The organism is Streptomyces californicus (assembly GCF_000717645.1).
Taxonomy (GTDB): Bacteria; Actinomycetota; Actinomycetes; order Streptomycetales; family Streptomycetaceae; genus Streptomyces; species Streptomyces californicus.
Window position 1 is genome coordinate 1 of sequence record NZ_JNZZ01000024.1, and the last position, 22,072, is coordinate 22,072.

At 68.6% G+C, this 22,072-nt stretch carries 23 protein-coding genes and 2 pseudogenes; 21 read left to right on the plus strand and 4 right to left on the minus strand.

Features of this window, described 5'->3' with window-relative positions:
* The first annotated feature begins 166 nt into the window (after positions 1-166).
* Positions 167-361 (plus strand): GntR family transcriptional regulator, encoded by a 195-nt coding sequence (locus IF19_RS0127575; protein ID WP_078580751.1) that lies wholly within the window; start codon positions 167-169, stop codon positions 359-361.
* On the opposite strand, the gene IF19_RS0127580 is transcribed toward IF19_RS0127575, so the two are convergent.
* A complete protein-coding gene (locus IF19_RS0127580; protein WP_030116310.1) occupies positions 358-930 on the minus strand; it encodes a hypothetical protein in 573 nt (190 codons plus the stop codon). The genes IF19_RS0127575 and IF19_RS0127580 overlap by 4 nt on opposite strands.
* A 922-nt stretch (positions 931-1,852) precedes the next feature.
* Between IF19_RS0127580 and IF19_RS0127585 the strand changes: the two genes are divergently transcribed.
* The 15 genes and pseudogenes from IF19_RS0127585 to IF19_RS0127650 all read left to right on the plus strand — a co-directional run bounded on the left by IF19_RS0127585 (position 1,853) and on the right by IF19_RS0127650 (position 14,316).
* Positions 1,853-2,068: a helix-turn-helix domain-containing protein gene (locus IF19_RS0127585; protein WP_030116311.1), complete on the plus strand. Its 216-nt coding sequence runs from the start codon at positions 1,853-1,855 to the stop codon at positions 2,066-2,068.
* 161 nt (positions 2,069-2,229) lie between these two features.
* Positions 2,230-4,542 carry a phage/plasmid primase, P4 family gene (locus IF19_RS1000000135520; protein ID WP_078580752.1) on the plus strand — a complete coding sequence of 771 codons (2,313 nt, stop codon included), beginning with the start codon at positions 2,230-2,232 and terminating at the stop codon, positions 4,540-4,542.
* Between the two features lie 585 nt (positions 4,543-5,127).
* Positions 5,128-5,421, plus strand: coding sequence for a hypothetical protein (locus tag IF19_RS0127595; protein WP_050493949.1), 294 nt, complete (start codon positions 5,128-5,130; stop codon positions 5,419-5,421).
* 211 nt (positions 5,422-5,632) lie between these two features.
* Positions 5,633-5,833 carry a helix-turn-helix transcriptional regulator gene (locus IF19_RS1000000136510; RefSeq protein WP_032748318.1) on the plus strand — a complete coding sequence of 67 codons (201 nt, stop codon included), beginning with the start codon at positions 5,633-5,635 and terminating at the stop codon, positions 5,831-5,833.
* Complete coding sequence (locus tag IF19_RS0127605; protein WP_030116314.1) at positions 5,830-6,144, plus strand: hypothetical protein; 315 nt, start codon at positions 5,830-5,832, stop codon at positions 6,142-6,144. Before IF19_RS1000000136510 ends, IF19_RS0127605 begins: the two co-directional genes overlap by 4 nt.
* Positions 6,137-6,706 (plus strand): hypothetical protein, encoded by a 570-nt coding sequence (locus IF19_RS1000000135525; RefSeq protein WP_030116315.1) that lies wholly within the window; start codon positions 6,137-6,139, stop codon positions 6,704-6,706. Before IF19_RS0127605 ends, IF19_RS1000000135525 begins: the two co-directional genes overlap by 8 nt.
* Positions 6,693-7,034, plus strand: a complete 342-nt coding sequence (locus IF19_RS0127615; RefSeq protein ID WP_030116316.1) for a hypothetical protein — start codon at positions 6,693-6,695, stop codon at positions 7,032-7,034. The genes IF19_RS1000000135525 and IF19_RS0127615 overlap by 14 nt, the downstream gene beginning before the upstream one ends.
* 407 nt (positions 7,035-7,441) lie before the next feature.
* Positions 7,442-7,921 (plus strand): hypothetical protein, encoded by a 480-nt coding sequence (locus IF19_RS0127620; protein WP_030116317.1) that lies wholly within the window; start codon positions 7,442-7,444, stop codon positions 7,919-7,921.
* A gap of 260 nt (positions 7,922-8,181) precedes the next feature.
* Positions 8,182-8,634, plus strand: coding sequence for a hypothetical protein (locus tag IF19_RS0127625; RefSeq protein WP_030116318.1), 453 nt, complete (start codon positions 8,182-8,184; stop codon positions 8,632-8,634).
* Between the two features lie 312 nt (positions 8,635-8,946).
* Entirely contained in the window at positions 8,947-9,504 is a 558-nt protein-coding gene (locus IF19_RS0127630) for a hypothetical protein (protein ID WP_030116319.1), read from the plus strand.
* A 57-nt stretch (positions 9,505-9,561) separates the two neighbouring features.
* Positions 9,562-9,762: a hypothetical protein gene (locus IF19_RS0127635; protein ID WP_030116320.1), complete on the plus strand. Its 201-nt coding sequence runs from the start codon at positions 9,562-9,564 to the stop codon at positions 9,760-9,762.
* A gap of 101 nt (positions 9,763-9,863) precedes the next feature.
* A pseudogene (locus tag IF19_RS0127640) lies at positions 9,864-11,687 on the plus strand (recombinase family protein); the annotation flags it as partial.
* Positions 11,688-11,840: 153 nt separating this feature from the next.
* Positions 11,841-12,218 (plus strand): annotated as a pseudogene (locus IF19_RS1000000138475) (DNA-processing protein DprA); the annotation flags it as partial.
* A gap of 255 nt (positions 12,219-12,473) precedes the next feature.
* The gene (gene whiG / locus IF19_RS0127645; protein ID WP_030116322.1) at positions 12,474-13,310 is read left to right on the plus strand and encodes an RNA polymerase sigma factor WhiG; all 837 of its coding nucleotides are present in this window, start codon (positions 12,474-12,476) and stop codon (positions 13,308-13,310) included.
* A gap of 448 nt (positions 13,311-13,758) precedes the next feature.
* Positions 13,759-14,316 carry a TetR/AcrR family transcriptional regulator gene (locus tag IF19_RS0127650; RefSeq protein ID WP_030116323.1) on the plus strand — a complete coding sequence of 186 codons (558 nt, stop codon included), beginning with the start codon at positions 13,759-13,761 and terminating at the stop codon, positions 14,314-14,316.
* Here IF19_RS0127650 and IF19_RS0127655 read toward each other — a convergent pair.
* Entirely contained in the window at positions 14,267-15,121 is an 855-nt protein-coding gene (locus tag IF19_RS0127655; RefSeq protein ID WP_030277580.1) for a M23 family metallopeptidase, read from the minus strand. The two genes, IF19_RS0127650 and IF19_RS0127655, sit on opposite strands and share 50 nt — an antisense overlap.
* Before the next feature lie 463 nt (positions 15,122-15,584).
* Between IF19_RS0127655 and rpsB the strand changes: the two genes are divergently transcribed.
* The 5 genes from rpsB (at position 15,585) to IF19_RS0127680 (ending at position 20,151) form a co-directional block, all read left to right on the plus strand.
* Positions 15,585-16,499: a 30S ribosomal protein S2 gene (gene rpsB / locus IF19_RS0127660; protein WP_006127913.1), complete on the plus strand. Its 915-nt coding sequence runs from the start codon at positions 15,585-15,587 to the stop codon at positions 16,497-16,499.
* Positions 16,500-16,598: 99 nt separating this feature from the next.
* Positions 16,599-17,435 carry a translation elongation factor Ts gene (gene tsf, locus IF19_RS0127665; protein WP_030116324.1) on the plus strand — a complete coding sequence of 279 codons (837 nt, stop codon included), beginning with the start codon at positions 16,599-16,601 and terminating at the stop codon, positions 17,433-17,435.
* Positions 17,436-17,596: 161 nt separating this feature from the next.
* Complete coding sequence (pyrH, locus tag IF19_RS0127670; protein ID WP_030116325.1) at positions 17,597-18,370, plus strand: UMP kinase; 774 nt, start codon at positions 17,597-17,599, stop codon at positions 18,368-18,370.
* A 126-nt stretch (positions 18,371-18,496) separates the two neighbouring features.
* The gene (gene frr / locus IF19_RS0127675) at positions 18,497-19,054 is read left to right on the plus strand and encodes a ribosome recycling factor (protein ID WP_018488728.1); all 558 of its coding nucleotides are present in this window, start codon (positions 18,497-18,499) and stop codon (positions 19,052-19,054) included.
* Positions 19,054-20,151 carry a phosphatidate cytidylyltransferase gene (locus tag IF19_RS0127680; protein ID WP_030116326.1) on the plus strand — a complete coding sequence of 366 codons (1,098 nt, stop codon included), beginning with the start codon at positions 19,054-19,056 and terminating at the stop codon, positions 20,149-20,151. Before frr ends, IF19_RS0127680 begins: the two co-directional genes overlap by 1 nt.
* A 145-nt stretch (positions 20,152-20,296) precedes the next feature.
* On the opposite strand, the gene IF19_RS1000000137820 is transcribed toward IF19_RS0127680, so the two are convergent.
* Positions 20,297-20,452, minus strand: coding sequence for a hypothetical protein (locus IF19_RS1000000137820; protein WP_156095456.1), 156 nt, complete (start codon positions 20,450-20,452; stop codon positions 20,297-20,299).
* Positions 20,453-20,781: 329 nt separating this feature from the next.
* A complete protein-coding gene (locus IF19_RS0127690; RefSeq protein WP_030116327.1) occupies positions 20,782-22,041 on the minus strand; it encodes a tyrosine-type recombinase/integrase in 1,260 nt (419 codons plus the stop codon).
* Positions 22,042-22,072: the final 31 nt, after the last annotated feature.

Below are 22,072 nucleotides of genomic sequence, written 5' to 3' on the forward strand. Positions count from 1 at the left end.
CCGACACGATCCACGGCCGGGAGTTCCTCTTCGCCACGAACGGACCAACGAGCAGCCAGGCCGACAGTCACATGATCAACAACTTCTGTTAGGACCTCTAACGGCGTGCTCTTACGGTCAAGGAGTGACACGGGATCTTGATCGAAGCCGTCCGATCTGGCGCCAAGTGGCCGCGATCGTGGAGGCGCGCGTGGCTGACGGGACCTATCCGCCGGGCAGCCGCGTGCCGGGCATCGTTGAGCTGAGCACCGAGTTCAACATCGCCGCGTCCACCGCGCAGAAGGCGTTGGCGCACCTGCGCACGACCGGCGTCGTCCGCACCGAGCTGGGCTTGGGCACCTTCGTCGCCGACCGCACTTAGCGGCGCTGACGCTCCGGAGTCAAACCAAGCAATGCGGATTCGCGCAACGCCGCTGCCAAGCGTTCGTCAGCAGCCTGCGAATCTGCGACGGCCTGAGCCGCGACAGGGGCCCTTAGGTTGATGTCCCGTCGCCTGGTTGCTTGCGGCCCGCCAGTTTCAGCCAGCGCCAGCTCCAACATCTGGATGGCGAGTATCGACTTGAGGAACGCCGTGTTCGACGCTTGGTATGCCTCGACCAGCTCATCCGTGGTGTAAAGCATCAACTTCGTGACGACCAACCGAAACTGTTCGTCCTGGTGCCCCGAGTCGAAGCCCTGAGGGCTGAGGTTGGTCGGCACCTCGCGTCGCTGCCACGCGAGGTCGCGAGCGTTGCCCAGGGCGAGCATCTTCCGGTGCGCCTCCTCGATCGCGTCGGCTCGACGCTCCCAGACCTTGAAGTCGCTCTCGCGGTCGCGGGTCGCCCGTTGCGTCATCCTGGTTGAGATCAGGGTGCTGATCATGGCGAGGACAGCGCCCAGCACAGTGGCCCCGATACCGATCAGGGCGAGCGCAACCGGTGAGATGGTCATTGCCGCAGCGTAGGCGGGGGACGGCCCTCCCGGGGCCTTGTCTGGACATCTGCGGCCGGACGCCCCGGGCGCGTACACGAGGCTGCCGGAGACCCCACGGGAGCCAGGGGCGGAGTATGCGGGCCCGCATAGGGCCGCAGGAACGCCGAAGGGGCACCCCGTCTGGGGTGCCCCTTCGATCAGAGATCGTTCACTCAGCTGCCGCCACATGGAACCATCCAACAATGACGCTTACGGCTGACATAATGAATTCGAAAATCTTCATGCCAACCTCCACCTTGTGATTTGAAATTGTGAAAATGGAGCGGATGCTCCAGGTCTTGCCCTTACGGAGTGTGCGAATGAACTTGGTGAACTCGTAGGAGTGCCAGAGTGCCAAACCAACCGTAAGTGTGATTGCCGGAATTGAACCGGCGGCAGCGATAGCTCAATGAACGCTCTCTATGCCTTAAGTGTACCTGAAAGGACGGGAGTTGGCTACGTACGGGGCTCGCGCTGACGGGTGGGGCCAGGCCGCCCCGGCAGGCCCGAGAGGCCGCCGGAGACACCACGGAAGCCCGCCGCTGGGTATGCCGTGGCCGCTGGCCGGAGCCCCGGACGGCCGGACGTCATGTTGAGGTATCCGGTCCCCGCCGGCGGTCACTTCCCGTGTTGAAATTCCTCACCTCCCGTGACAGCCGCGGGAAGGTCGGGAACCCCCGCAAGGCGCATCTTGTGCCCGGCTGAAATCCCGTGCTCCACTGGGTGCAGAACGGGCTCATAGCCGTCCGGCCCCCGCCTCTGTAGGCGGGTGATTGACACCGGGGAGCGGGGAGACAGCCTAGGAGCGACGCCGCAATGTGACGGGTCGCGAGGGCATGGACCGAGTAGGGGCCAAGCCTGCCGCCCACCGAGGCGCGAACAGTCCTGACGGGGACTCGCAATGCCTGCACGCACATTCAGCCCTGACGCGCTGCGCCGGATTCGGCGTGAGCGTGGCGTCACACAGGTCAAGCTCGCCGCCAAGCTCGGCCGCAGCTTCACCTCGATCTCAATGTACGAGAACGGCCGATCCACGCCGCCGGTCGATGTGCTGGCCGCCATGGCTGACGCCCTCGGCGCACCGATGGACGACTTCGTCCAGGCCGGTGCCGCGTGATCGCCGACGACGCCCGCCCCATGACCGACGCTGAGCGTCGGCGACTCGTCCGGCTCCTGTTCGGCCCTCGGCCGACCCAGCCGTCGAAGTAACCCCACCCCGAACACAGTTCGGCCCCGCTCGGTCTGCAAACCGGCGGGGCCTCGAAAGGAACTGTCTCCATGACGATTACAGCACCCTGTTTCCCCGTGCAGCAAGTGGTGTCAGACCTGGCCCTCAACCCCTTTGAGGCGTACGGGCTCTACCGCTCGACCGGATGGCTCGGCACGTTGCCGATCCCGTACAAGAAGAAGACCTTTCCGCCGCAGGGCTTCACGGGCGAGACGGGCAAGTTCCCGACTGACGCGCAGTGCGCGGCCTGGCTCGGCGAGTACAAGGCGGCGAACATCGCGCTGCGCGTTCCTGACGGCCTGATCGGTATCGACATCGACCAGTACGTCAAGGACGGCAAACAGAAGTGTGGAGCCGAGAACCTTCGGGCGATGGCGGAGCGCGAGGGGCTGAGTCCCCTTCCGGCCGCCTGGTCGAGCACCCGCCGTGCCCCGGATGGACCGGCCCGGATTTGCTGGTTCCGGGTGCCCAAGGGCATCAAGTTCGACGGCCAGCCGGTGCAGGACGTTGAAATCATTCAGCACGGCCACCGATACGCGATGGTGTGGCCCTCGGTCGCACCCGGCGACGAGCCCGGCGAGTGGACGCAGTACGCCTGGTACGACCCGGAGGGCGCGGAGGCCGCTTACGTCCCCGGACCCGACGAGATGCCTTGGCTTCCGGCCGACTGGGTCGAGGCGCTCCGGGAGGCCGAGCACTGGACGGGCCACAGGCCGACGCCGACCGGCGGCAAGTCCACGTCGAGCCTGGCTGAGCTGCTGGCGCTCCCTGCCGATGACTCCGGGCGCAACAACGCCTGGTTGACCAAAGTCGCTGGGCACCTCGCCCGGCTTCACGAGGGCGACCGGGACACGTATTGGGCTCGGCTCGAAGAGGCCGACCAGGTGTCGGACCGACCGCACCACCCGACCGCGTTTCGGAAGACCGCCAACAGCGTCTGGCGCAGGCACCACGACAGCCGGGAGGGCCGCAAGATGACCAACGAGACCACAGGAGGACTCGACCTCGTGCCTTCCCCGTTCAAGCCGGTGAAGGTTGCCCGGCTCTGCCTCGATCAGATCTGGACCGCCCAGGGTGCTTGCACCCTGCACCGCTGGCGCGGCTCCTGGATGTCCTGGACCGGTGCGCACTGGCGTGACGTCGAAAGCCAGTGGGTCAGCAGCAAGATTCAGGATCGCTTGGAGGATGCCAAGTTCCTCGACAAGAGCGAGAAGGACGACAAGCCCTTGATCAAGGACTGGGACCCCAACAGCGCCAGCGTCAACAACGTCGTCAACGCGATCAAGAACATCACGCTTCTTGACGAAGAGACCGACTCCGGAACCTGGCTCGACGCCCGGCCCTCCGGCCGGATGGTCGCCTTTCGGAACGGGCTGTTGGACATCCGCACCCGAGAGCTGGTGACCCCCACCCCGGCCTTCTTCAACACCACCTCGCTCCCGTACGACTACAGCGACGCTGACGCCGCACCGGGCGAGTGGCTCAAGTTCCTGCACTCGATCTGGCCGGACGACGCACAGTCGGTCGAGACGCTGCAAGAGTGGTTCGGCTACGTGCTCTCGGGCCAGACTGATCTTCATAAAGCGTTGATGATGGTCGGCCCCACTCGGTCCGGCAAGGGCACCATCGCGACCGTGCTCGAAGCGCTCGTCGGCAAGCAGAACGTCGCCGGTCCGACCCTTTCGAGCCTGGCCACGAACTTCGGTCTTCAGCCGATGCTCAACAAGACCTTGGCCATCATCGACGACGCTCGCTCTCCGAAGCGTGACCGCGAGGTCATCCTTGAGCGGCTGCTGTCCGTGATCGGTGAAGGCATCCTGACCGTGGACCGCAAGAACCGGGATCAGTGGATCGGGCGCATCCCGGCCCGGCTGGTACTCCAGTCCAACGAGCTTCCGGCGTTCGCCGACAGCTCCGGGGCTATCGCCGGGCGGTTCGTCATCCTCACCATGAACAAGTCGTTCCTCGGTCAGGAGGACACCGGCTTGAAGGGGCGTCTGCTCCAGGAGATCCCGGCCATCCTGCGCTGGTCTCTCGATGGGCTCGATCGGCTGACGCAGCGCGGCTACTTCCTTGAGCCCGAGGCGTCCGGCGACGCTCGTGCGCTGCTCCAGGAATCCACCTCGCCGATCAAGGCGTTCATGGACGACTGGTGCCGTCTCGGCAGTGACCTGGAGGTGCCCAAGAATCACCTCTTCGAGATCTGGAAGTCGTGGTGCGAGGCGCGCGGGTTCATGCCAGGCAGCATCTCCACCTTCGGCAAGCAACTGGTCGCCGCCGAGAACTCCATCAGCAACCGCCGGGAGCGCCCCCGGAACAAACCGACGGTTCACTACTACACCGGAATCTCGCTGATCGAGTAGCCGTCATCTGGCACACCACATATGGCACGCGGCCACCCCCGCGCCGACGTTGCAGCCGCGTGCCATATGTGTAACCCCGGCGTGCCGTATCTCGTGCCATATCTCGTGCCATATGGAGAGAGCCTGCGCGAGAGGACGGCATCCCCGGCCAGAGGGGGTGCAGGCCCCTGCGTGCCATACGTGCCATATCTCGTGCGGCGTACTTGGTTCTCATAGGAGGGCGCGCGCTCCGGGGCGACGGAGCCACGGTGCGCACGCCATATGGCACGTATGGCACACCTGGCACGGCGGGTTGCCGCTGCTGACCGGCACGCGACAGTGGCCCGGTCGGCGCGGGGTTTGGGTGGGTTGATCGGGGCCGAGGCCCGGGACGGCCCACGGGAGACCACGAGAGCCAGCGGGCGGCACCGAGTACCCGGGGCCCAGCCAGAGGCCCGGGGAGAGCCACGAAGACCCCACGACGACACCAGGCCAGAGCGGCGGGCTGGCCCGGGGGAGTGGGGGCTGGGCGCCATTCACGACGAGTTGCCAACACTCACCGGTCGTGCCGGCCGGACTTCAATATTTAAGAGCGACGGAGGAACGATGGAGTTCTGGACCGCACACCCGATAGCGACGCTCGGAGACCGGTGGACCGTGCTGCGGCGACACGAGCTGTTCAACCCGGAGTGGTGTCTCGCCAAGGTGACGGACGGGCGGGGTCGGCGACAGCTCGACCAGCTGTTGCGCGACGAGTTCGCGCGGCCCGGCTTCAACTCGGTGTTTGAGTACACGGTCGTCGCCAAGGAGGACGCGGGCAGGGTGGCCCAGCGCTTCGCCGAGATCGGCCACGCCGACCGGCTGATACTGCGGCTGCTGCCCGACGCGCCGCGCGCCTGACCCCGTACATGCAGGAGCCCCACCGGCTGAATGAACCGGTGGGGCTCCTGCGCCTGATGGCCACCCTCGCAGTACCCCCAGAAAACCACCCCGGGAGGCCCGCGTCTATCTTGCGTGAAACGCAATTCCCCGGATGGGTATTCCAGGGATCTCCCCGATCATGATCGAATTGTTCTAGAGATCACGGAGATTCTAGGAAGGGGGTTATTCGGTGCTCAACAAAGACGCGATGCGAGAACTCCGAAACGAGCGGCAGATGAGCCGGGCGGAGCTGGCCCAGAAACTCGACCGTCATCCGCTCACAATTCGGCGATGGGAAACCGGCCGGGTGCAGCCGAATTCGCACACGGTGGTAGTCATCGCCGAAGTCCTCGGGTGTGACGTCGAAGACCTCGTGGCGGTGACCGAATGAGCGAGTACGTGAAAGCGGACGCCGGGTGGGTGGCCATCGAGAGCGACCCGGAATTCGGGGCCAAAGTGCAGCGGGTGCGGTTTTTCGAGGTAGACGACGAGGGTGTCCGGCCGGTGGTCAAGAACAGGGACGGCTGGATGGTCGAGCCGGGCCACCGCACCACCGACGTGATCAGGGCGAGTGGCCTGGACGCGATACGGATCGCCGCGCTGCGGGAGCTGATCCGGCTGGCCGGACGGGCCCGGACCCAGAAGCAGATGGACGGCATCGCCGAGGCGCAGGCGCTGATCATGAGGGGCCCCGGTGGGTGACGAGGTCGGCAAGGAGCTGGCGGCACCGGACGTCAGCAAAGAGCTGGCGGAGGCCGACGCGTCAATACCGGTAGTCACGCGCGCGGAGATGGCAACCGTGATTCAAGTGTTGGCCGAGCAGGGATTTGGCCGCAACGAGATTTCACGCCGCACCGGCTTTTCAACGTTTCTCGTATCGACCATCGCCGAAGAAGTTGGCGTCACGTTCGACAGGTCCAAGGTCGAGCAGGCGTTGAAAGCTCGACTCACCGATTTGAAGCTCGCCCAGATGAGCGTGGCCGAGGGGCTGACCGAGGACCTGACGCACGCCCGGATCATGCTCCGCACGGCGTCCAACCGGCGTGATCTCGCTTTCGCCGCAAAGACCATCAGCGACCTGGCGAGGTCGGCCCAGGCGCTCACTCCCGAGATGAGTGACGCCAACTCGGTCGAAGACGCCAAGGACTTCTTGACCGACCTCCACCGGGGGCTCGGCGAATTCCGCGACCACATGGTCAAGACCGGCCAGTGGGACGAGCAAGGCAACGAAATCAAGCAGGAGGAACAGCATGACGAATCGTGAATTCGGCCAGATCGTGCAGGGCCCGATGACGCCGGACGGACCGAGCGTGGACGAGATCCGGGCGGATCTGCACGGGAGCCAGGCGGGGGCGTTCGCGGTCCGGGAGTCCCAGGGCCCAACCACCGCCAGCATCACGGACGGCCAGGAGACCCGCCAGGGCGACGGCACCGTGACCGAGGAGGAGATGGCGGAGATCCGGAGGTCCGCCGGGGTCCGGGCCGAGGACCGCCGGGATCTGCCGGACGTGAGTTCGTACGTTGAGCGCCGCGACCCCACGACCGGAGTGGCCACCCGCACCTACGGCGACGGCCGCACCGAAGAGGTGTAGCGGCGGGGCGGGACGGGGGTCCGGACGGCCTCTCGTCCCGCCCGGGGCCACGGGGGCCCGCCAGCCGCCGGGAGGCCGGGGGAGAGCCGCCCGGAGCCGCAGCCAGGACGACACCTGACAGAGGCGCGAGCCCGCCTCTTTCTGGTGGCAGCGGTCCGCCGGATCTGGCGGGGTCCGCCGGACCTCGCACACCGGGGCTGGCAGGGGTCCGGACCAGATCCGCACGTCACCGCCCGGACCCGCCCACAGGTCCGGACCCGATCCACCGGACCTCGGACCAGGTCCGGACCCAACAACCGGACCCAGCGGCCCCAGATCCAGACCCCGGACCCCAGGTCCGGACCCGCACTTGCCGACCTCGCATCGACCTGGTGCGAGATCCGACATTCCATTGAGGAGCAGTAGCCATGAACGAGACCGAACTGATGGAGCTTGCCCGGCAGGCCATCAAGGACGAGGACAGCGCCCGGCTCAACGCCAAGGCCGCCGAGCTGGCCACCGCCGACGAGGCCGCCCGGCTGGCCGCCGCCAAGGAGGCGCACACCGAGGAGTTGAAGGCCGCCGCCGAGGAGGCGATGAACGCCGAGGGCGTCACGCTCTCCGACCTCGCCCGAAAGTTCGACGCAGCGGTGGCCGCGCTGGCCGACCTCGCCACCGCCGCCTGCACTCGCAACGAGGTGATCGGACGTCATGCGTCGGGCATCCAGGCGGCCGGACTCCGTGAGGCGGAGCGGACCCCCGCGCCTGAGCTGCTGGCGCGAGCGCTGGCTCTGGCTGCGAACCAGGTCGCGACCCCGGGCAACGGGCTCAAGAACTTGGCCAGCGGCGTCCTGGCCTACTCCGGCCCGCTGCACCGGGCGACGGCAGTGGAGCGCGCCGCCCGGTAGGGCCGTCCCGGCCTCCCGTGGTATCTCCCGCCGCACGAGAGATCCGGCCGGGGCCCTGGGGCCGCCCGGGGGTCTCAGGCCCTCGGAGATACCGTCCCGGCCCTCGGCCGGCGAAGGGTTGACGACCCGCACGCAGGAGGGGCCCGGAAGCTACCCGCCAAGGATTCGCTTCCGGGCCCCTCAACCACGAACGACCCGACAAGGAAGGCCGCCCGGACCCAGGAAAGCACGGGATTCCGGGCGGTCGGAAGGGACCACCGATGGCCACCGCCAAGACCTTCAAGCCGGAATTCCGGACCCGCACCGGAAAGCGCGTCAGCTTCGGCGCGGACTACACCCACAGCACCGCCGCCAAGCGTCGCGCCGGGCGCACCAAGAACGGCCTTCCCCGCATTTCAGCGGTGGGAGCTGGCACGGTCGTCCGGCGTCCTCGCCGCTGGGTTCCCTGGGCCGTCTTCGGCGTGAACTCGGCAGCGCTCGGCGGCTATTTCGCCATTCACGAGCTGGGGCCCGTGCCGGGGGGCCTGGTCATCGCCGGAGGGCTGTACGTCGCGTACAAGGTCGCGCGCTGGACCGTGGGGGAGGTGGCCCACTGGAGCGTCAAGGCCCGGCAGATCAGGGGCCGCGACGAGGTGGCCGCGTTCGCCAGCGACGGCTTGCCCACCACCCGAGTCCCGGCCGACACGGTCAACCACTCCGGCTTCCAGCGGTAACGAGCCGTAATTGGAAACTGGAAACTGGAAAGCCCGCCCCACCCCCTCCCGCCGGGTACGTGCCCAGGCACGGGGGGTGTGGGAGGGGCGCAGTTTCCAGCTTCCAGTTCCAGTTTCCAATTACGGGAAGTGACGAGAAGCCCGGTCACGTGCCGTGAATGGTGGTGTGCGAGAAGGTGTGGTCGCGCCTATTCTCCGCACCTTTTTAGTTTTCGTTAAATTTAGGAAATTGTGCGGCGCGCAAATCCCGTGTTTTGATTTTCTCGCAATTCCGGCACCGGGCCGGAATTCGGGGATTCAGGGAGTCACGAAATGGCCGCCAAGAACACCGCCACCCAGACCGAGCCCACCGCCTGCACCTGCTCGCAGTTCGCCACCGAGGACGGCCGGACCACCGGATGCGCGGCGGAGACCAAGCGGCTGTTCGCCCCGGGCCACGACGCCAAGCTGAAGTCGTTCCTGATCCGCATGGGGGCTGAGGGCACCGAGGTCATCCGCACCGTGGACGGCATCGCCAGCCCCGCCGACGCCAGCACCCACGCCGCCAAGTTCGCGTTCGGCCACATGGTCGCCGCTGGGATCACCCGCGCCGAGGGCAAGGCCGCCGCCAAGGCCGAGCGCGAGGCCGCCAAGAACGACCCCGCGAAGAAGGCCGCCAAGAAGGCGCTCCGCCAGGCCAAGCAGGCGATGACCGCAGCCCTGGACGAGGCCAAGGCGGACGCCGGGGTCCGGGGCTACAAGCGGGAGCCGCAGGAGGTCACGGCCAAGGTCGGCCGCTGGGAGCGCACCGGGACCGTCGAGGGCGACACCTTCACCTACACCGACGCCAAGGGCGCGACCAAGACCACCACGAACTTCCAGCTCGTCTGACCACCCCGCCGCCGGGCGGTCGGTCGGGCCGCCCGGCTCCTACCCAAGGAGTCCCCGATGTACAAGATCCAGTTCCGCAACCCGCAGGGCCGCCTGGTCACGGCCCAGAACCGCGACGCCGAGACGATCCAGAAGCTCGCCGACCAGGCCCGGCAGGACATGCCCGAGGCGCACGAACTGAGGGTGCGCGAGGTGGTCCAGGACCAGGCGTCCGGCGACTTCATCTGGGCTGACTGCACGGCCGCCTTCACCCGCTGACGAAAGAGCCCGGCCGGGGGTGCCACCCCGGCCGGGCCTGAATGCTGAGACAAGGAATCGCCAGCATGGATCAGAAGAACACAGCCGCCCTCGACATCGCCATGGGCGTCGTTGACCGCGTCACCCACTCGGTGAGACTTCGTGCGGTCGCGTACGCCCGCGTCTCGACCGAGGAGCAGGCCAAGGGCTACGGCGTGCAGTCGGCGTTGAAGAAGATCACCCGCTACATGGGCCGCAAGGGCATGGACTACGTCGGCACGTACACCGACGAGGGCATCTCGGGGTCGCTGGAGGCCGCCGACCGCGAAGACCTCAAACGGCTGATGGCCGACGCCCACCGCACGCCCCGCCCGTTCGACATCGTGGTCGTCAGTGAGGGCCGGGCCATCGGGCGCGTCGGCCGGGCGTTCTGGCGGTGGGTCTGGGCCCTGGAGGACATCGGCGTGTTCGTCGGCGTAGTGGAGGACGACTACGACAACAGCACGGCCGAGGGGCGCAAGAAGATGCGCCGTGACGCCGACTACGCCGAAACCGAGTGGGAGACCATCCGCAAGCGCACTCAGGGCGGGTTGCAGGAGAAGGCCGAGGAAGGCGGGTGGCCGGGTGGCATGCCGCCCTACGGTTACGAGATCGCCTGCAAGGGCCAGAAGGGCAAGTCGCACCTTGTCCAGTGCGAGGCCGAAGTGCTGGTCCTCAAGGCGATGTGGGGGCTGGTGGTCGAGGACGGCATGAACACGAACCAGCTGGCCGAGCGGCTCAACGTCCTGGGCCTGCTCACGAGGTCGGGCGTGCCGTGGTCGGCCACGAACGCGAGGGCCAAGCTCCTCAGCGAGTCCACGCTCAACGCCCGCGTGATCTTCCGAAACCCCAACCGGACGCGCGCCGGGCACGGGGCCAAGTTCGGGCGTGATGGCAAGCCGCTGAACGGCGAGACGGTCATCATCAAGCTCGACCCCATCTTCACGCCGGAGGAGGTGGCCGCCCTCAAGTCGGCCATGGGGCGGCTGGCGAACGGTAAGCCGAAGTCGCAGCCCCAGGCGTACCCGCTGTCGAAGCGCCTCTTCAACGAGCACACCGAGTGCAACTCGCACCACGTCGGCATGGCGCGCACGAGCCGGGGTGGCCGCTGGTACCGGTGCACCGGGCTGGCCGCGAAGTACCCGGGCGACACGGTGTGCGGCTGCAAGATGGTCGACGCCGACGCGATGGAGTCGGCCGTGTGGGGCGAGGTCGTCAACCTGCTGGGCGACCCTGACCGCTTGCGGGCGATGGCGGCTGAGTGGGTCGGCATGACCGAGGGCGACAAGGTGCAGCACGCCGACCGCATCGCCGACTTCGACCGCCAGATCGCCGACCTGGACCGAGCCATCACGACCATGGTCAAGGACTACGCCAAGGCGGGGCTTCCGGCGTCGGCCGTCGCGGCTGCCAGCGCCGCCCTTATAGAGGAGCGACGCCAGCTCACCGACATCCGTGACGAGGCCGCCCAGTGGCTGGAGGAGACCAAGGCCACCGCCCAGCGGGCGCGCGACCTGGAAGCGCTGGCCACCATGGCGCGCACCCGACTCGCTGACATGACGCCGGCCGACCAGGACGACGTGTTGGGACTGCTTGATGTGCGGGTCACCATCACCGGGCCCGTGCCTAAGCCGAAGCTCGGGCTGGCGTGCTCGCTGGCCGAGTGGTTCAAGGAGGCTGGGCGCAAGGTGCCCGCCGAGCTGACCGACGAGGCATGGGCGCTGGCCGAACCGGTCGTCAAGGCGTGGGAGCCGCCGAACCACAAGCTGATCCCCGGCCGCCTGATGCTCGACGCGATGTTCTACAAGGCGCGCACCGGGTGCAAGTGGTCGGACCTGCCCGAGCGGTTCGGTCTCTGGAAGGGCATCCACTCCCGATACAAGACGTGGCGGAACTGCGGGGTCTGGGACGACGTGATGGCCGCCCTGCCCCAGGAGGGCCCCGGCTACCGCCCGGTGCCGAAACTCAACCTGGTGCCGCCCTTCCGGGTGGAAGGCCGGGTGGACCCCCGCGTCCTGACGGGTGCCGACATCCAGGAAGAAATGGTGGCCCCGGAAGCAGGTGTCCCCGGACCGGCCACCAGCGGACTTTCGTCAGGAGTGCACGAGTTGCTGAGAGGCGAGGGCGTTCTCGTGACCGACGCGGACGAAGTCGTGGAACTGGTGGGGGACATGGGCGAGCTGACGCCGGACCGCCGGGGCCCGGTGCTGCCCAGGGACCACCTGGACGCGAGCACCGCGCGCGTCCTCGACGCCCTCCCTTACCACGGGGCCGCCCGCACCCGTGACCTCGCCCGCGCGGCGGGGGCGTCCACGGACGAAACCCTCGGTCGGCTGTACGAACTTCACTCACTGGGGTTCGTCGAACGGGAAGGCGACGGCTGGCGGTTGACGCCGCCTCGCCCAAGCAACGACGACGCGCGGCGGGGCGGTACTTGACCTGGAGCATTCGGGTGAAAAGGTAAGGCCGGTGACCTCGCACGATCGATCGGTGACCTGTCGGGGGCTCGCGACCGCGGCTGCGGCGGCTCTCCCCGACGGGCATGGACGGCGGGACGGGCGACGCGCCGTCACGCCGTACGGATCTCCCGTCCTGCGCGGACCGCGACGTCACAGTCACGCTACGCTCACAAGGATTCCGGCTCAGACAGCAAGTCCCCCAGCACTTCACGGCAGAACGGCTCAAGGCACCACATGCCCCAGCACACCTCCGGGTCTGACCGCGCGGCAGCACCACCGCTTGCGCGTGGCACTGTGCGCCCTCCCGCCCCCTCCTCCCTCGACGAGTTGTGGCGCTCCTACAAGACCACGGGTGACGAGCGGCTGCGGGAGCAGCTGATCCTGCACTACTCGCCGCTCGTCAAATACGTCGCGGGCCGGGTCAGCGTCGGGCTGCCGTCCAACGTCGAGCAGGCCGACTTCGTCTCCTCCGGGGTCTTCGGACTGATCGACGCCATCGAGAAGTTCGACCTCGAACGAGCCATCAAGTTCGAGACGTACGCGATCACCAGGATCCGCGGCGCGATGATCGACGAACTCCGTGCCCTGGACTGGATCCCCCGCTCCGTCCGGCAGAAGGCGCGCAACGTGGAACGCGCCTACGCCACGCTGGAGGCGCAGTACCGGCGTACGCCCTCGGAGGCGGAGGTCGCCGCGGAGATGGGTATCGCGCTGGAGGAACTGCACGCTGTTTTCAGCCAGTTGTCGCTGGCGAACGTGGTCGCCCTGGAAGAACTGCTGCACGTCGGCGGCGAGGGGGGCGACCGGCTGAGCCTGATGGACACCCTGGAGGACACCGCCGCGGACAATCCGGTGGAGGTCGCCGAGGACCGCGAGCTGCGAAGACTCCTGGCACGGGCGATCAACACCCTCCCCGACCGCGAGAAGACCGTGGTGACCCTCTACTACTACGAGGGCCTGACCCTCGCGGAGATCGGCAACGTCCTCGGGGTGACCGAGAGCAGAGTCAGCCAGATCCACACCAAGTCCGTGCTCCAGCTCCGGGCGAAGCTGGCCGACGAAGGCCGCTGACGCCGCCGCCGGGGGCGTTGACACGACGGACGAGGGGTGCGACGCGGTCGGCGGACTCGCTGCCGCCGCCGTTCGACGCCTGCCGTGCCGCACGTCTCCACCCCGACGACCCCGACCGCCCTGACCGCGCCCGGGCGTCCCGGGTCCGCCGGGGCCGGGCGTGCCGGACCCGGGCGGACCGTGCGTGGTCGGGGCCGCCGGGTGCGTGCGTGGCCGGGGCCGGGCGTGCGCGTCGCGCGCTCCCGGCTCGGCGGTGCGCATCCACCGGTGATCCTGCCCCGCCTCGTTCCGAGCCCGGGGCGGCACTCACCTCCGTCTGCTGCCGGCTCTTCGCGTCGCTCTCCGGCTGTTCGGCGTCGCTCTCCGGCCAGGGGATGGACGGCCGGACCCTTCCGCCTTTCGCGTGCCGCCGTAGAGTGGACATGTGCCCAGGATTCGAGCGGCCTCCGTGGCCGAGCACCGGACCATGCAGCGCGGCGCCCTCCTGGACGCCGCGCGCTCCCTGTTGTCCGAGGGCGGTACGGAGGCGCTGACCTTCCCCGCACTCGCCGAGCGCACGGGCCTCGCCAGGTCCTCCGTGTACGAGTACTTCCGCTCCCGTGCCGCCGTCGTCGAGGAGCTGTGCGCCGTCGACTTCCCCGTCTGGGCGGCCGAGGTCGAGAACGCCATGCAGCGCGCCGAGACGCCCGAGGCGAAGATCGAGGCGTACGTCCGCCGACAGCTCGACCTCGTCGGGGACCGCCGCCACCGCGCGGTCGTCGCGATCTCCGCGAGCGAGCTGGACGCGGGGGCGCGGGAGAAGATCCGCGCCGCGCACGGCGGGCTGATCGCCATGATCGTCGAAGCGCTCGGCGACCTCGGTCACACGCAGCCGAGGCTGGCGGCCATGCTGCTCCAGGGGTCGGTCGACGCGGCCGTGCGCCGGATCGAGCTGGGCGTCGCGGAGGAGCCGGGTGTCATCGCGGACACCGCCGTCGCGATGGTCCTGCGCGGGGTGGCCGGCTGACCACGGCGGCCGGGCCCGTGCCCGGTTCCGGCACCCCGAACACCGGAAGCAGCCGCGAGGGGCCCCTCCGCAGCAGCGAGGGCGGCAGCAGCGAGAGCGGGTCCAGGTAGGCGTCCCCGCGTCGCAGCCCCCAGTGCAGACATCCCGCCGCGCAGTGGAAGGGCCCCGCCTCCAGCACCGCGACCGGCTCTCCCGCGCGTACGTCCGCGTCCTTCTCGACCAGGGCCCGCACCGGTTCGTACGTGATGCGCAGCGGGGGTGAGCCGCTGTGTGCCACCTCGACGGCGAGCACCCCGCGCCCCGCGACCCGGCCCGCGAACGACACCCGGCCGTCGGCGGCCGCCAGCACCCGACTGCCCGCGGCGGCCGCGAGGTCCACACCGCGGTGGCCCGGCCCGTACGGTCCGGCGGGCGGCTCCCACCCCCGTAACACCGCGGGCCGTCCCGCCAGCGGCCAGCTCCGGCCTCCACCGCCTCGGCCCGGTTCCGTTCCCGACTCCGGTCGCGACGTCGGCTCCGGGGCCGGGGCGGACGTCGGGTCGGAGCCCGGGTCCGTACCCGTATCCCTATCGGGGGAGCCCCTGACCGTGCCGGCAGCCGGTTCCGGCGGTGGCGACTGGACGCCGACGGGTGTGACCACCACGGCCCACCCCGAGGACCCGGTCACCGGGGGAGGCCCGGCCGCCGGGAAGAGTGCGTACAGCGTGAGGGCCAGGAGCAACGCGGGCGTCAGCAGCAGCGGCGCGAGCCACGACAGAGTGCGACGGACGGGCGAGCGGCGCATGCCGCCGGGGTGAAGGCGCATGAGGTCAGCCTGGCCCGGAGGCCTACATTCCGGGGATCACCGGCCGTTTCTGTGGACCACTCGCCGGCTGTGGACATCCCCGTCACCCGTCCGTGAACGTGCGGCACCGCCATCGGCAAGGGGAGCCACCGGCATCCGAGCTCACCGGAAGGAGCCCCCGGCGCGCGAGGCCACCGGTCCGTGAACCGGCCGCTACGGGAATCCCACCAGCGGATGAAGACGGCCTCCGCCCCTCCCCGCCCGGCCCCGCCCCCTCCCGGGCAGCGCCGTCGTCCGGCACCCGGACGGTCCCGTACACTTCTTACGGCGATCCGGGTCACCGGGTCGACTTCGCACGCCCCGCCACCTCCCTCTTCGCGGAGGTGGCCGCGCTCCTCGGTCCCTCGTGGCACGGCGCGTCGGGGCGTCAGGCGCGGACGCAAACCTGCGGCCGCGATAACCGAGTACCTCAAGGAGTACGGCCATGGCCGTCGTCACGATGCGGGAGCTGCTGGAAAGCGGCGTCCACTTCGGTCACCAGACCCGTCGCTGGAACCCGAAGATGAAGCGCTTCATCTTCACCGAGCGCAACGGCATCTACATCATCGACCTGCTCCAGTCGCTGTCGTACATCGACCGCGCCTACGAGTTCGTCAAGGAGACCGTCGCCCACGGCGGCTCCATCATGTTCGTGGGTACGAAGAAGCAGGCCCAGGAGGCCATCGCCGAGCAGGCGACGCGCGTCGGCATGCCGTACGTCAACCAGCGTTGGCTCGGCGGCATGCTCACCAACTTCTCCACCGTCTACAAGCGCCTCCAGCGCCTGAAGGAGCTGGAGCTCATCGACTTCGAGGACGTGGCCGCCTCCGGCCTCACCAAGAAGGAGCTCCTGGTCCTCTCGCGCGAGAAGGCCAAGCTGGAGAAGACCCTCGGTGGTATCCGCGAGATGCAGAAGGTGCCCAGCGCCGTCTGGATCGTCGACACCAAGAAGGAGCACATCGCCGTCGGTGAGGCGCGCAAGCTCCACATCCCGGTCGTCGCGATCCTCGACACCAACTGCGACCCCGACGAGGTCGACTACAAGATTCCGGGCAACGACGACGCGATCCGCTCCGTCACCCTGCTCACCCGCGTGATCGCCGACGCCGTCGCCGAGGGCCTCATCGCCCGTTCCGGTGCCGCCACCGGCGACTCGAAGCCGGGCGAGAAGGCCGCCGGCGAGCCGCTGGCCGAGTGGGAGCGTGACCTGCTCGAGGGCGACAAGAAGGACGAGACCGCGGCTGCCGCCGAGGTCCAGTCCTCCGCCGAGACCGAGAAGGTCGCCGACGCCGAGAAGCCGGCCGAGGCCGTCGCCGAGGCCGAGGCTCCGGCCGCCGACGCGGACGCCGAGCAGGCCTGACACCCGTCACGGCCGCTGACGGCGGGGGCCGACGCGTTGAGCGTCGCCCCCGCCGTTCACCCGTAGATCTTTCAGACTTCGAGAGAGACATACAGACTCATGGCGAACTACACCGCCGCTGACGTCAAGAAGCTCCGCGAGCTCACCGGCGCCGGCATGATGGACTGCAAGAAGGCGCTCGACGAGGCCGACGGCAACGTCGACAAGGCCGTCGAGGCGCTCCGTATCAAGGGCCAGAAGGGCGTCGCCAAGCGCGAGGGCCGTTCCGCCGAGAACGGCGCCGTCGTCTCCCTCGTCTCCGAGGACCAGACCTCCGGCGTCATCCTCGAGCTGAAGTGCGAGACGGACTTCGTCGCCAAGGGCGAGAAGTTCCAGAGCGTCGCCAACACGCTCGCCGCGCACGTCGCCGCCACCTCCCCGGCCGACCTGGACGCGCTGCTCGCCTCCGAGATCGAGGCCGGCAAGACCGTCCAGGCGTACGTCGACGAGGCGAACGCCAACCTCGGCGAGAAGATCGTCCTGGACCGCTTCGCCCAGTTCACCGGCGCCTTCGTCGCCGTGTACATGCACCGCACCATGCCCGACCTGCCCCCGCAGATCGGTGTCCTGGTCGAGCTGGACAAGGCCGACGCCGAGCTGGCCAAGGGCATCGCGCAGCACATCGCCGCCTTCGCCCCGAAGTACCTCTCCCGCGAGGACGTCCCCGCCGAGGTCGTCGAGGCCGAGCGCCGCGTCGCCGAGGAGACCACCCGCGCCGAGGGCAAGCCCGAGGCCGCCCTCCCGAAGATCGTCGAGGGTCGGGTCAACGGCTTCTTCAAGGAGGCCACCCTCCTGGGCCAGCCGTACGCGCTGGACGCCAAGAAGTCGGTCCAGAAGGTTCTGGACGAGGCCGGTGTCACCCTGAAGCGCTTCTCGCGCATCAAGGTCGGCATCTGAGTCCGTCCGGGCGAACAGCGCCCGACCCGATAGGGTCGGGTGCAGTCGACGGCCGTACACACGCCGGACGACCGCAGATCTGACGAGGAGGCCATTGCCGCTGTAGGGACATCGGACCCACCGGCAATGGCCTTCTTCGTATGTGCACGAGGAGAATTTCCATGGACAAGGGCGCGGACGCCATTCAGACCGACGGCAAGGGCGGCGACAAGGGCTCGGGGCGCTTCATGCTGAAGCTCTCCGGTGAGGCCTTCGCCGGGGGCGGCGGGCTCGGGGTCGACCCCGACGTCGTGCACACCATCGCCCGCGAGATCGCCGCCGTCGTCCGCGACGGCGCCCAGATCGCGGTCGTCATCGGCGGCGGCAACTTCTTCCGCGGCGCCGAACTGCAGCAGCGCGGCATGGACCGGGCCCGGTCCGACTACATGGGCATGCTCGGCACCGTCATGAACTGCCTGGCGCTCCAGGACTTCCTGGAGAAGGAGGGCATCGACTCGCGCGTCCAGACCGCCATCACCATGGGCCAGGTCGCCGAGCCGTACATCCCGCTCCGCGCCGTCCGGCACCTGGAGAAGGGCCGCGTGGTGATCTTCGGCGCCGGCATGGGCATGCCCTACTTCTCCACCGACACCACCGCTGCCCAGCGCGCCCTGGAGATCGACGCCGAGGCGCTGCTCATGGGGAAGAACGGGGTGGACGGGGTCTACGACTCCGACCCCAAGACCAACCCCGACGCGGTGAAGTTCGACGCGCTGGAGTACGGCGAGGTGATCACCCGCGACCTGAAGGTCGCGGACGCCACCGCCATCACGCTCTGCCGTGACAACAAGCTGCCCATCCTCGTCTTCGAGCTGACCGCCCTGGGCAATATCGCTCGCGCGGTCAAGGGTGAGAAGATCGGCACGCTCGTGAGTGACGAGAGCACCCGGGCCTGACTGGCCCCCCAGGATGGACAACGGCCTGCCGGTGGGACACCGTGCAGGTTCAAGGACGCGACGCAGGATCCTCAAGGGCCGGGCGATGACGACGCCGGGCCCACTCAAGACACGCAGGAGCACGTGGTGATCGAAGAAATCCTCCTCGAGGCCGAGGAGAAGATGGAGAAGGCCGTTGTCGTCGCGAAAGAGGACTTCGCCGCGATCCGTACCGGCCGAGCGCACCCGGCGATGTTCAACAAGATCGTCGCCGACTACTACGGCGCGCTGACCCCGATCAACCAGCTGGCCTCGTTCTCGGTGCCCGAGCCGCGGATGGCCGTCGTGACGCCGTTCGACAAGACCGCGCTGCGCAACATCGAGCAGGCGATCCGCGACTCCGACCTCGGCGTCAACCCGAGCAACGACGGCAACATCATCCGGGTGACCTTCCCCGAGCTGACGCAGGACCGCCGCAAGGAGTACATCAAGGTCGCCAAGGGCAAGGCCGAGGACTCCAAGATCTCGATCCGCTCCATCCGCCGCAAGGCCAAGGAAGCGCTCGACAAGCTCGTCAAGGACAAGGAGTCCGGCGAGGACGAGGTGCGCCGCGCCGAGAAGGAGCTCGACGACACCACCGCGAAGTACGTCGCGCAGGTGGACGAGCTGCTCAAGCACAAGGAAGCCGAGCTGCTCGAAGTCTGATGAACGACTCTTCCTGGGGCGCCCCGCAAGGAGCCGGATTCCGGGGCACGCCCGAGATGACGGCTGCCCCGGCGGGTCCTGTTCACGATGTGCATGGTGCCCAGCAGACTCGGCCCATGCCCATCGTGCCGGACGTTCCCGACGCAGGTAGAGACGTAGGTAGAGAAGCCGAGAACCGCGACGACCGGGACAGGGATGCCGCTCACGTCGGCGGCCCCCTGTTCCGTGACGAGATGCCGCAGGAGCCCATGTCCACTCCGTTGCCGCCCCCGCCGCAGAAGAAGCGCGCGGGGCGCGATCTGCGCGCCGCCATAGGGGTCGGCCTGGGGCTCGGTGCCGTCATCGTCGTCTCGCTGTTCATCGTGAAGGCCGTCTTCGTCGGTGTCATAGCGCTCGCCGTCGTCGTCGGCCTGTGGGAGCTCACCTCCCGCCTCAAGGAGCGCAAGGACATCGACGCGCCCCTGGCCCCGCTGGCCGTCGGCGGCGTCGCCATGGTCGTCGCCGGGTACGCCCGGGGCCCCGAGGGCGCCTGGATCGCGATGGCCCTCACCGCGCTGGCGGTGCTGGTCCAGCGGATGACCCGACCGCCGGAGGGCTACCTCAAGGACGTCACGGCCGGTGTCTTCGCGGCGTTCTACGTACCCTTCCTGGCCACGTTCGTCGCCCTGATGCTCACGGCGGACGACGGGGAGTGGCGGGTGCTGACCTTCCTCGTCCTCACGGTGGTCAGCGACACGGGTGCGTACGCGGTCGGCTGGCGCTTCGGCAAGCACAAGCTCGCCCCGCGCATCAGCCCCGGCAAGACCCGCGAGGGCCTGCTCGGCGCGGTCGCCTTCGCGATGGCCGGCGGCGCGCTGTGCATGGAGTTCCTGATCGACGGCGGCGCCTGGTGGCAGGGGCTCCTGCTCGGCCTCGGGGTCGCCGCCAGCGCCACCCTCGGCGACCTGGGCGAGTCCATGATCAAGCGGGACCTCGGCATCAAGGACATGGGCACGCTGCTGCCCGGCCACGGCGGCATCATGGACCGGCTCGACTCGCTCCTGCCGACGGCCCCGGTCGTCTGGCTGCTGCTGGTGCTGTTCGTGGGCTCCACCTGAGCCCGCTAGCACCCCGGGAATCCGCACGTGGGGGCCCGCCGTCCACGGGACGGCGGGCCCCCACGCGCGTGTGCGACGCCGGGCCGCCCGGGTCTCAGGTCTCGCACAGCCGGGCCGGTTCGCGGGTGTCACGCAGCCGGGCCGCTCAGCGCCGTCGGGGGAACTTCCACCCGTTGCGGCTCAGCTTGTAGAGCACGAACACGCCGCAGAGCGCCCAGACGCCCAGGAAGGCCCACTTGAACCAGGGAGGGCCGTCCCAGCGCTCCGCCAGATGAACCGATGCCGCGAAGTGAAGGGTCATTGCTCGCGGGTGCCCGGCCGTACGGGCGGGACACCCGGTGGGCCGCCCTCCGCTTGTGCTTCCGGCACCGGCACCCGGACCAGGCTCACCGGCCCCCTGGCTCGGGGTGATCCGCAGGACGCCTGGCGGGGCGCGATGCGACGAAGTCAGGGCGATGGTCCGGGAAGGCGCTACCACGGCGGGAGCCGGTGGCCCGTGACACACGCGGGCCACCCGAGTGGATCTGCGACACTGGAGGAACCATGCCTAAGCCCGGAGAACTGGTGGCGATTCGGCACCGAAAGGCCCCTGACCAGCACGTTTAGTGCTCGATAGGGGCCGTCCGCGTGCTACTGGGCCGTCTCTGGGCCGTCAGCCCCGTCAGGGGAGGGCAAGAACAGCCCGTCGATGGCGTTGCGGGTGCGTTCCTGACTCGACGGCATGAGGTGGGCATACACCCGCAACGTGAGTGCCGGGTCGGTGTGGCCAAGGTACTGGCTGACCGCCTTGATGCTCTCGCCAGCGTCCAGCAATACCGACGCATAGAAGTGCCTGAGAGCGTGCATGCCGTGCTCGCGGGCGGACTCATACTTGCCGTCCCGCGCGCAGGGGATGAGACCGGCGAGTGCAAGAGCGGGCTTCCACTCTTGGATGTTGAAGTTACTTCGCCACACGACTCCTTTTGCCGTGTTCGTGAACAGGAGTCGGGTCGTCACCTTGGGGCCGTCAGGCTTTCGCCACGGCAGAGTGATTTCAACCGGCTTGCAGTTGTCCATGTGTCCTCGCAGGGCCTCGGCCACCGAGGACGGGAGCGGGACGTCGCGCTCCTTGTTGCATTTCGGGGGAGCGAATACGGCCTTGCCCTGGATCAATTTCACTTGCCGAACGACCCGCAGAATGCCCGCTTCGAAATCGATCGCGTCCTCAGCGAGACCCACGATTTCGCCCTGTCGGAGCCCGCAGCCTGCACCCGTGTCCACCATGGTTCGGTAGCGCTCCGGAAGGGCTTGGCGAACAGCCTGCACCTGTGAGTGCAGCCATGGGGTGACCCGTCGCCGCTCGACGGATGGCGGGCGCACGGACCTCGCAGAGCAGGGATTGCGGGGGAGGAGACCATCGTCCACGGCCGCGCTCAGAACGGCGCGGACGTCACCGTAGATGTTGCGCGCGTACGCACCACTCACGCGCGGATTGGCCTCCAGAGCGCTCACCAGGTCGCGGAGGTGTTCCGGCCTGAAGGAGTCCAGCGGGCGCGATCCGAGGATAGGGAAGGCGTGCAGGCGCAGACGCTGTTCGGTGACGATCTGACTCGACAGGTCTGCACTGTGGGCCTTGAGCCACTTCTCGGAGTAGCCCTTGAACGTGACTCGGGCCGCGCGAGGGTCGATGTACTGGCCCCGAGACATGTCAGAGGCGACGTTAGCGAGCCACTGCTCAGCCAGGCGCTTCTGTCGATCGGGGAAACTCTTGGACTTCTCGGTGCCATCGGGGCCGACGTAGCGGGCCCGGTAGCGGAGTCCGGAGCCGTATCGGTCGCTTTTGACCCGGTGCTGCTTTCCGTCGGGTCCGGGTTCAGTTTTGTACCAGCGGTCTTGGATGTGGCCGGCCAACGTGGTGCTCCTGTCGGGGATGCGGCAGGGG

Coding starts and splice junctions, on each gene's coding strand:
- IF19_RS0127580 (WP_030116310.1), bottom strand. CDS start 930: ATGACCATCTCACCGGTTGCGCTCGCCCTGATCGGTATCGGGGCCACT.
- IF19_RS0127585 (WP_030116311.1), top strand. CDS start 1,853: ATGCCTGCACGCACATTCAGCCCTGACGCGCTGCGCCGGATTCGGCGT.
- IF19_RS1000000135520 (WP_078580752.1), top strand. CDS start 2,230: ATGACGATTACAGCACCCTGTTTCCCCGTGCAGCAAGTGGTGTCAGAC.
- IF19_RS0127595 (WP_050493949.1), top strand. CDS start 5,128: ATGGAGTTCTGGACCGCACACCCGATAGCGACGCTCGGAGACCGGTGG.
- IF19_RS0127605 (WP_030116314.1), top strand. CDS start 5,830: ATGAGCGAGTACGTGAAAGCGGACGCCGGGTGGGTGGCCATCGAGAGC.
- IF19_RS0127615 (WP_030116316.1), top strand. CDS start 6,693: ATGACGAATCGTGAATTCGGCCAGATCGTGCAGGGCCCGATGACGCCG.
- IF19_RS0127620 (WP_030116317.1), top strand. CDS start 7,442: ATGAACGAGACCGAACTGATGGAGCTTGCCCGGCAGGCCATCAAGGAC.
- IF19_RS0127625 (WP_030116318.1), top strand. CDS start 8,182: ATGGCCACCGCCAAGACCTTCAAGCCGGAATTCCGGACCCGCACCGGA.
- IF19_RS0127630 (WP_030116319.1), top strand. CDS start 8,947: ATGGCCGCCAAGAACACCGCCACCCAGACCGAGCCCACCGCCTGCACC.
- IF19_RS0127635 (WP_030116320.1), top strand. CDS start 9,562: ATGTACAAGATCCAGTTCCGCAACCCGCAGGGCCGCCTGGTCACGGCC.
- whiG (WP_030116322.1), top strand. CDS start 12,474: ATGCCCCAGCACACCTCCGGGTCTGACCGCGCGGCAGCACCACCGCTT.
- IF19_RS0127655 (WP_030277580.1), bottom strand. CDS start 15,121: ATGCGCCTTCACCCCGGCGGCATGCGCCGCTCGCCCGTCCGTCGCACT.
- rpsB (WP_006127913.1), top strand. CDS start 15,585: ATGGCCGTCGTCACGATGCGGGAGCTGCTGGAAAGCGGCGTCCACTTC.
- tsf (WP_030116324.1), top strand. CDS start 16,599: ATGGCGAACTACACCGCCGCTGACGTCAAGAAGCTCCGCGAGCTCACC.
- pyrH (WP_030116325.1), top strand. CDS start 17,597: ATGGACAAGGGCGCGGACGCCATTCAGACCGACGGCAAGGGCGGCGAC.
- IF19_RS0127680 (WP_030116326.1), top strand. CDS start 19,054: ATGAACGACTCTTCCTGGGGCGCCCCGCAAGGAGCCGGATTCCGGGGC.
- IF19_RS1000000137820 (WP_156095456.1), bottom strand. CDS start 20,452: ATGACCCTTCACTTCGCGGCATCGGTTCATCTGGCGGAGCGCTGGGAC.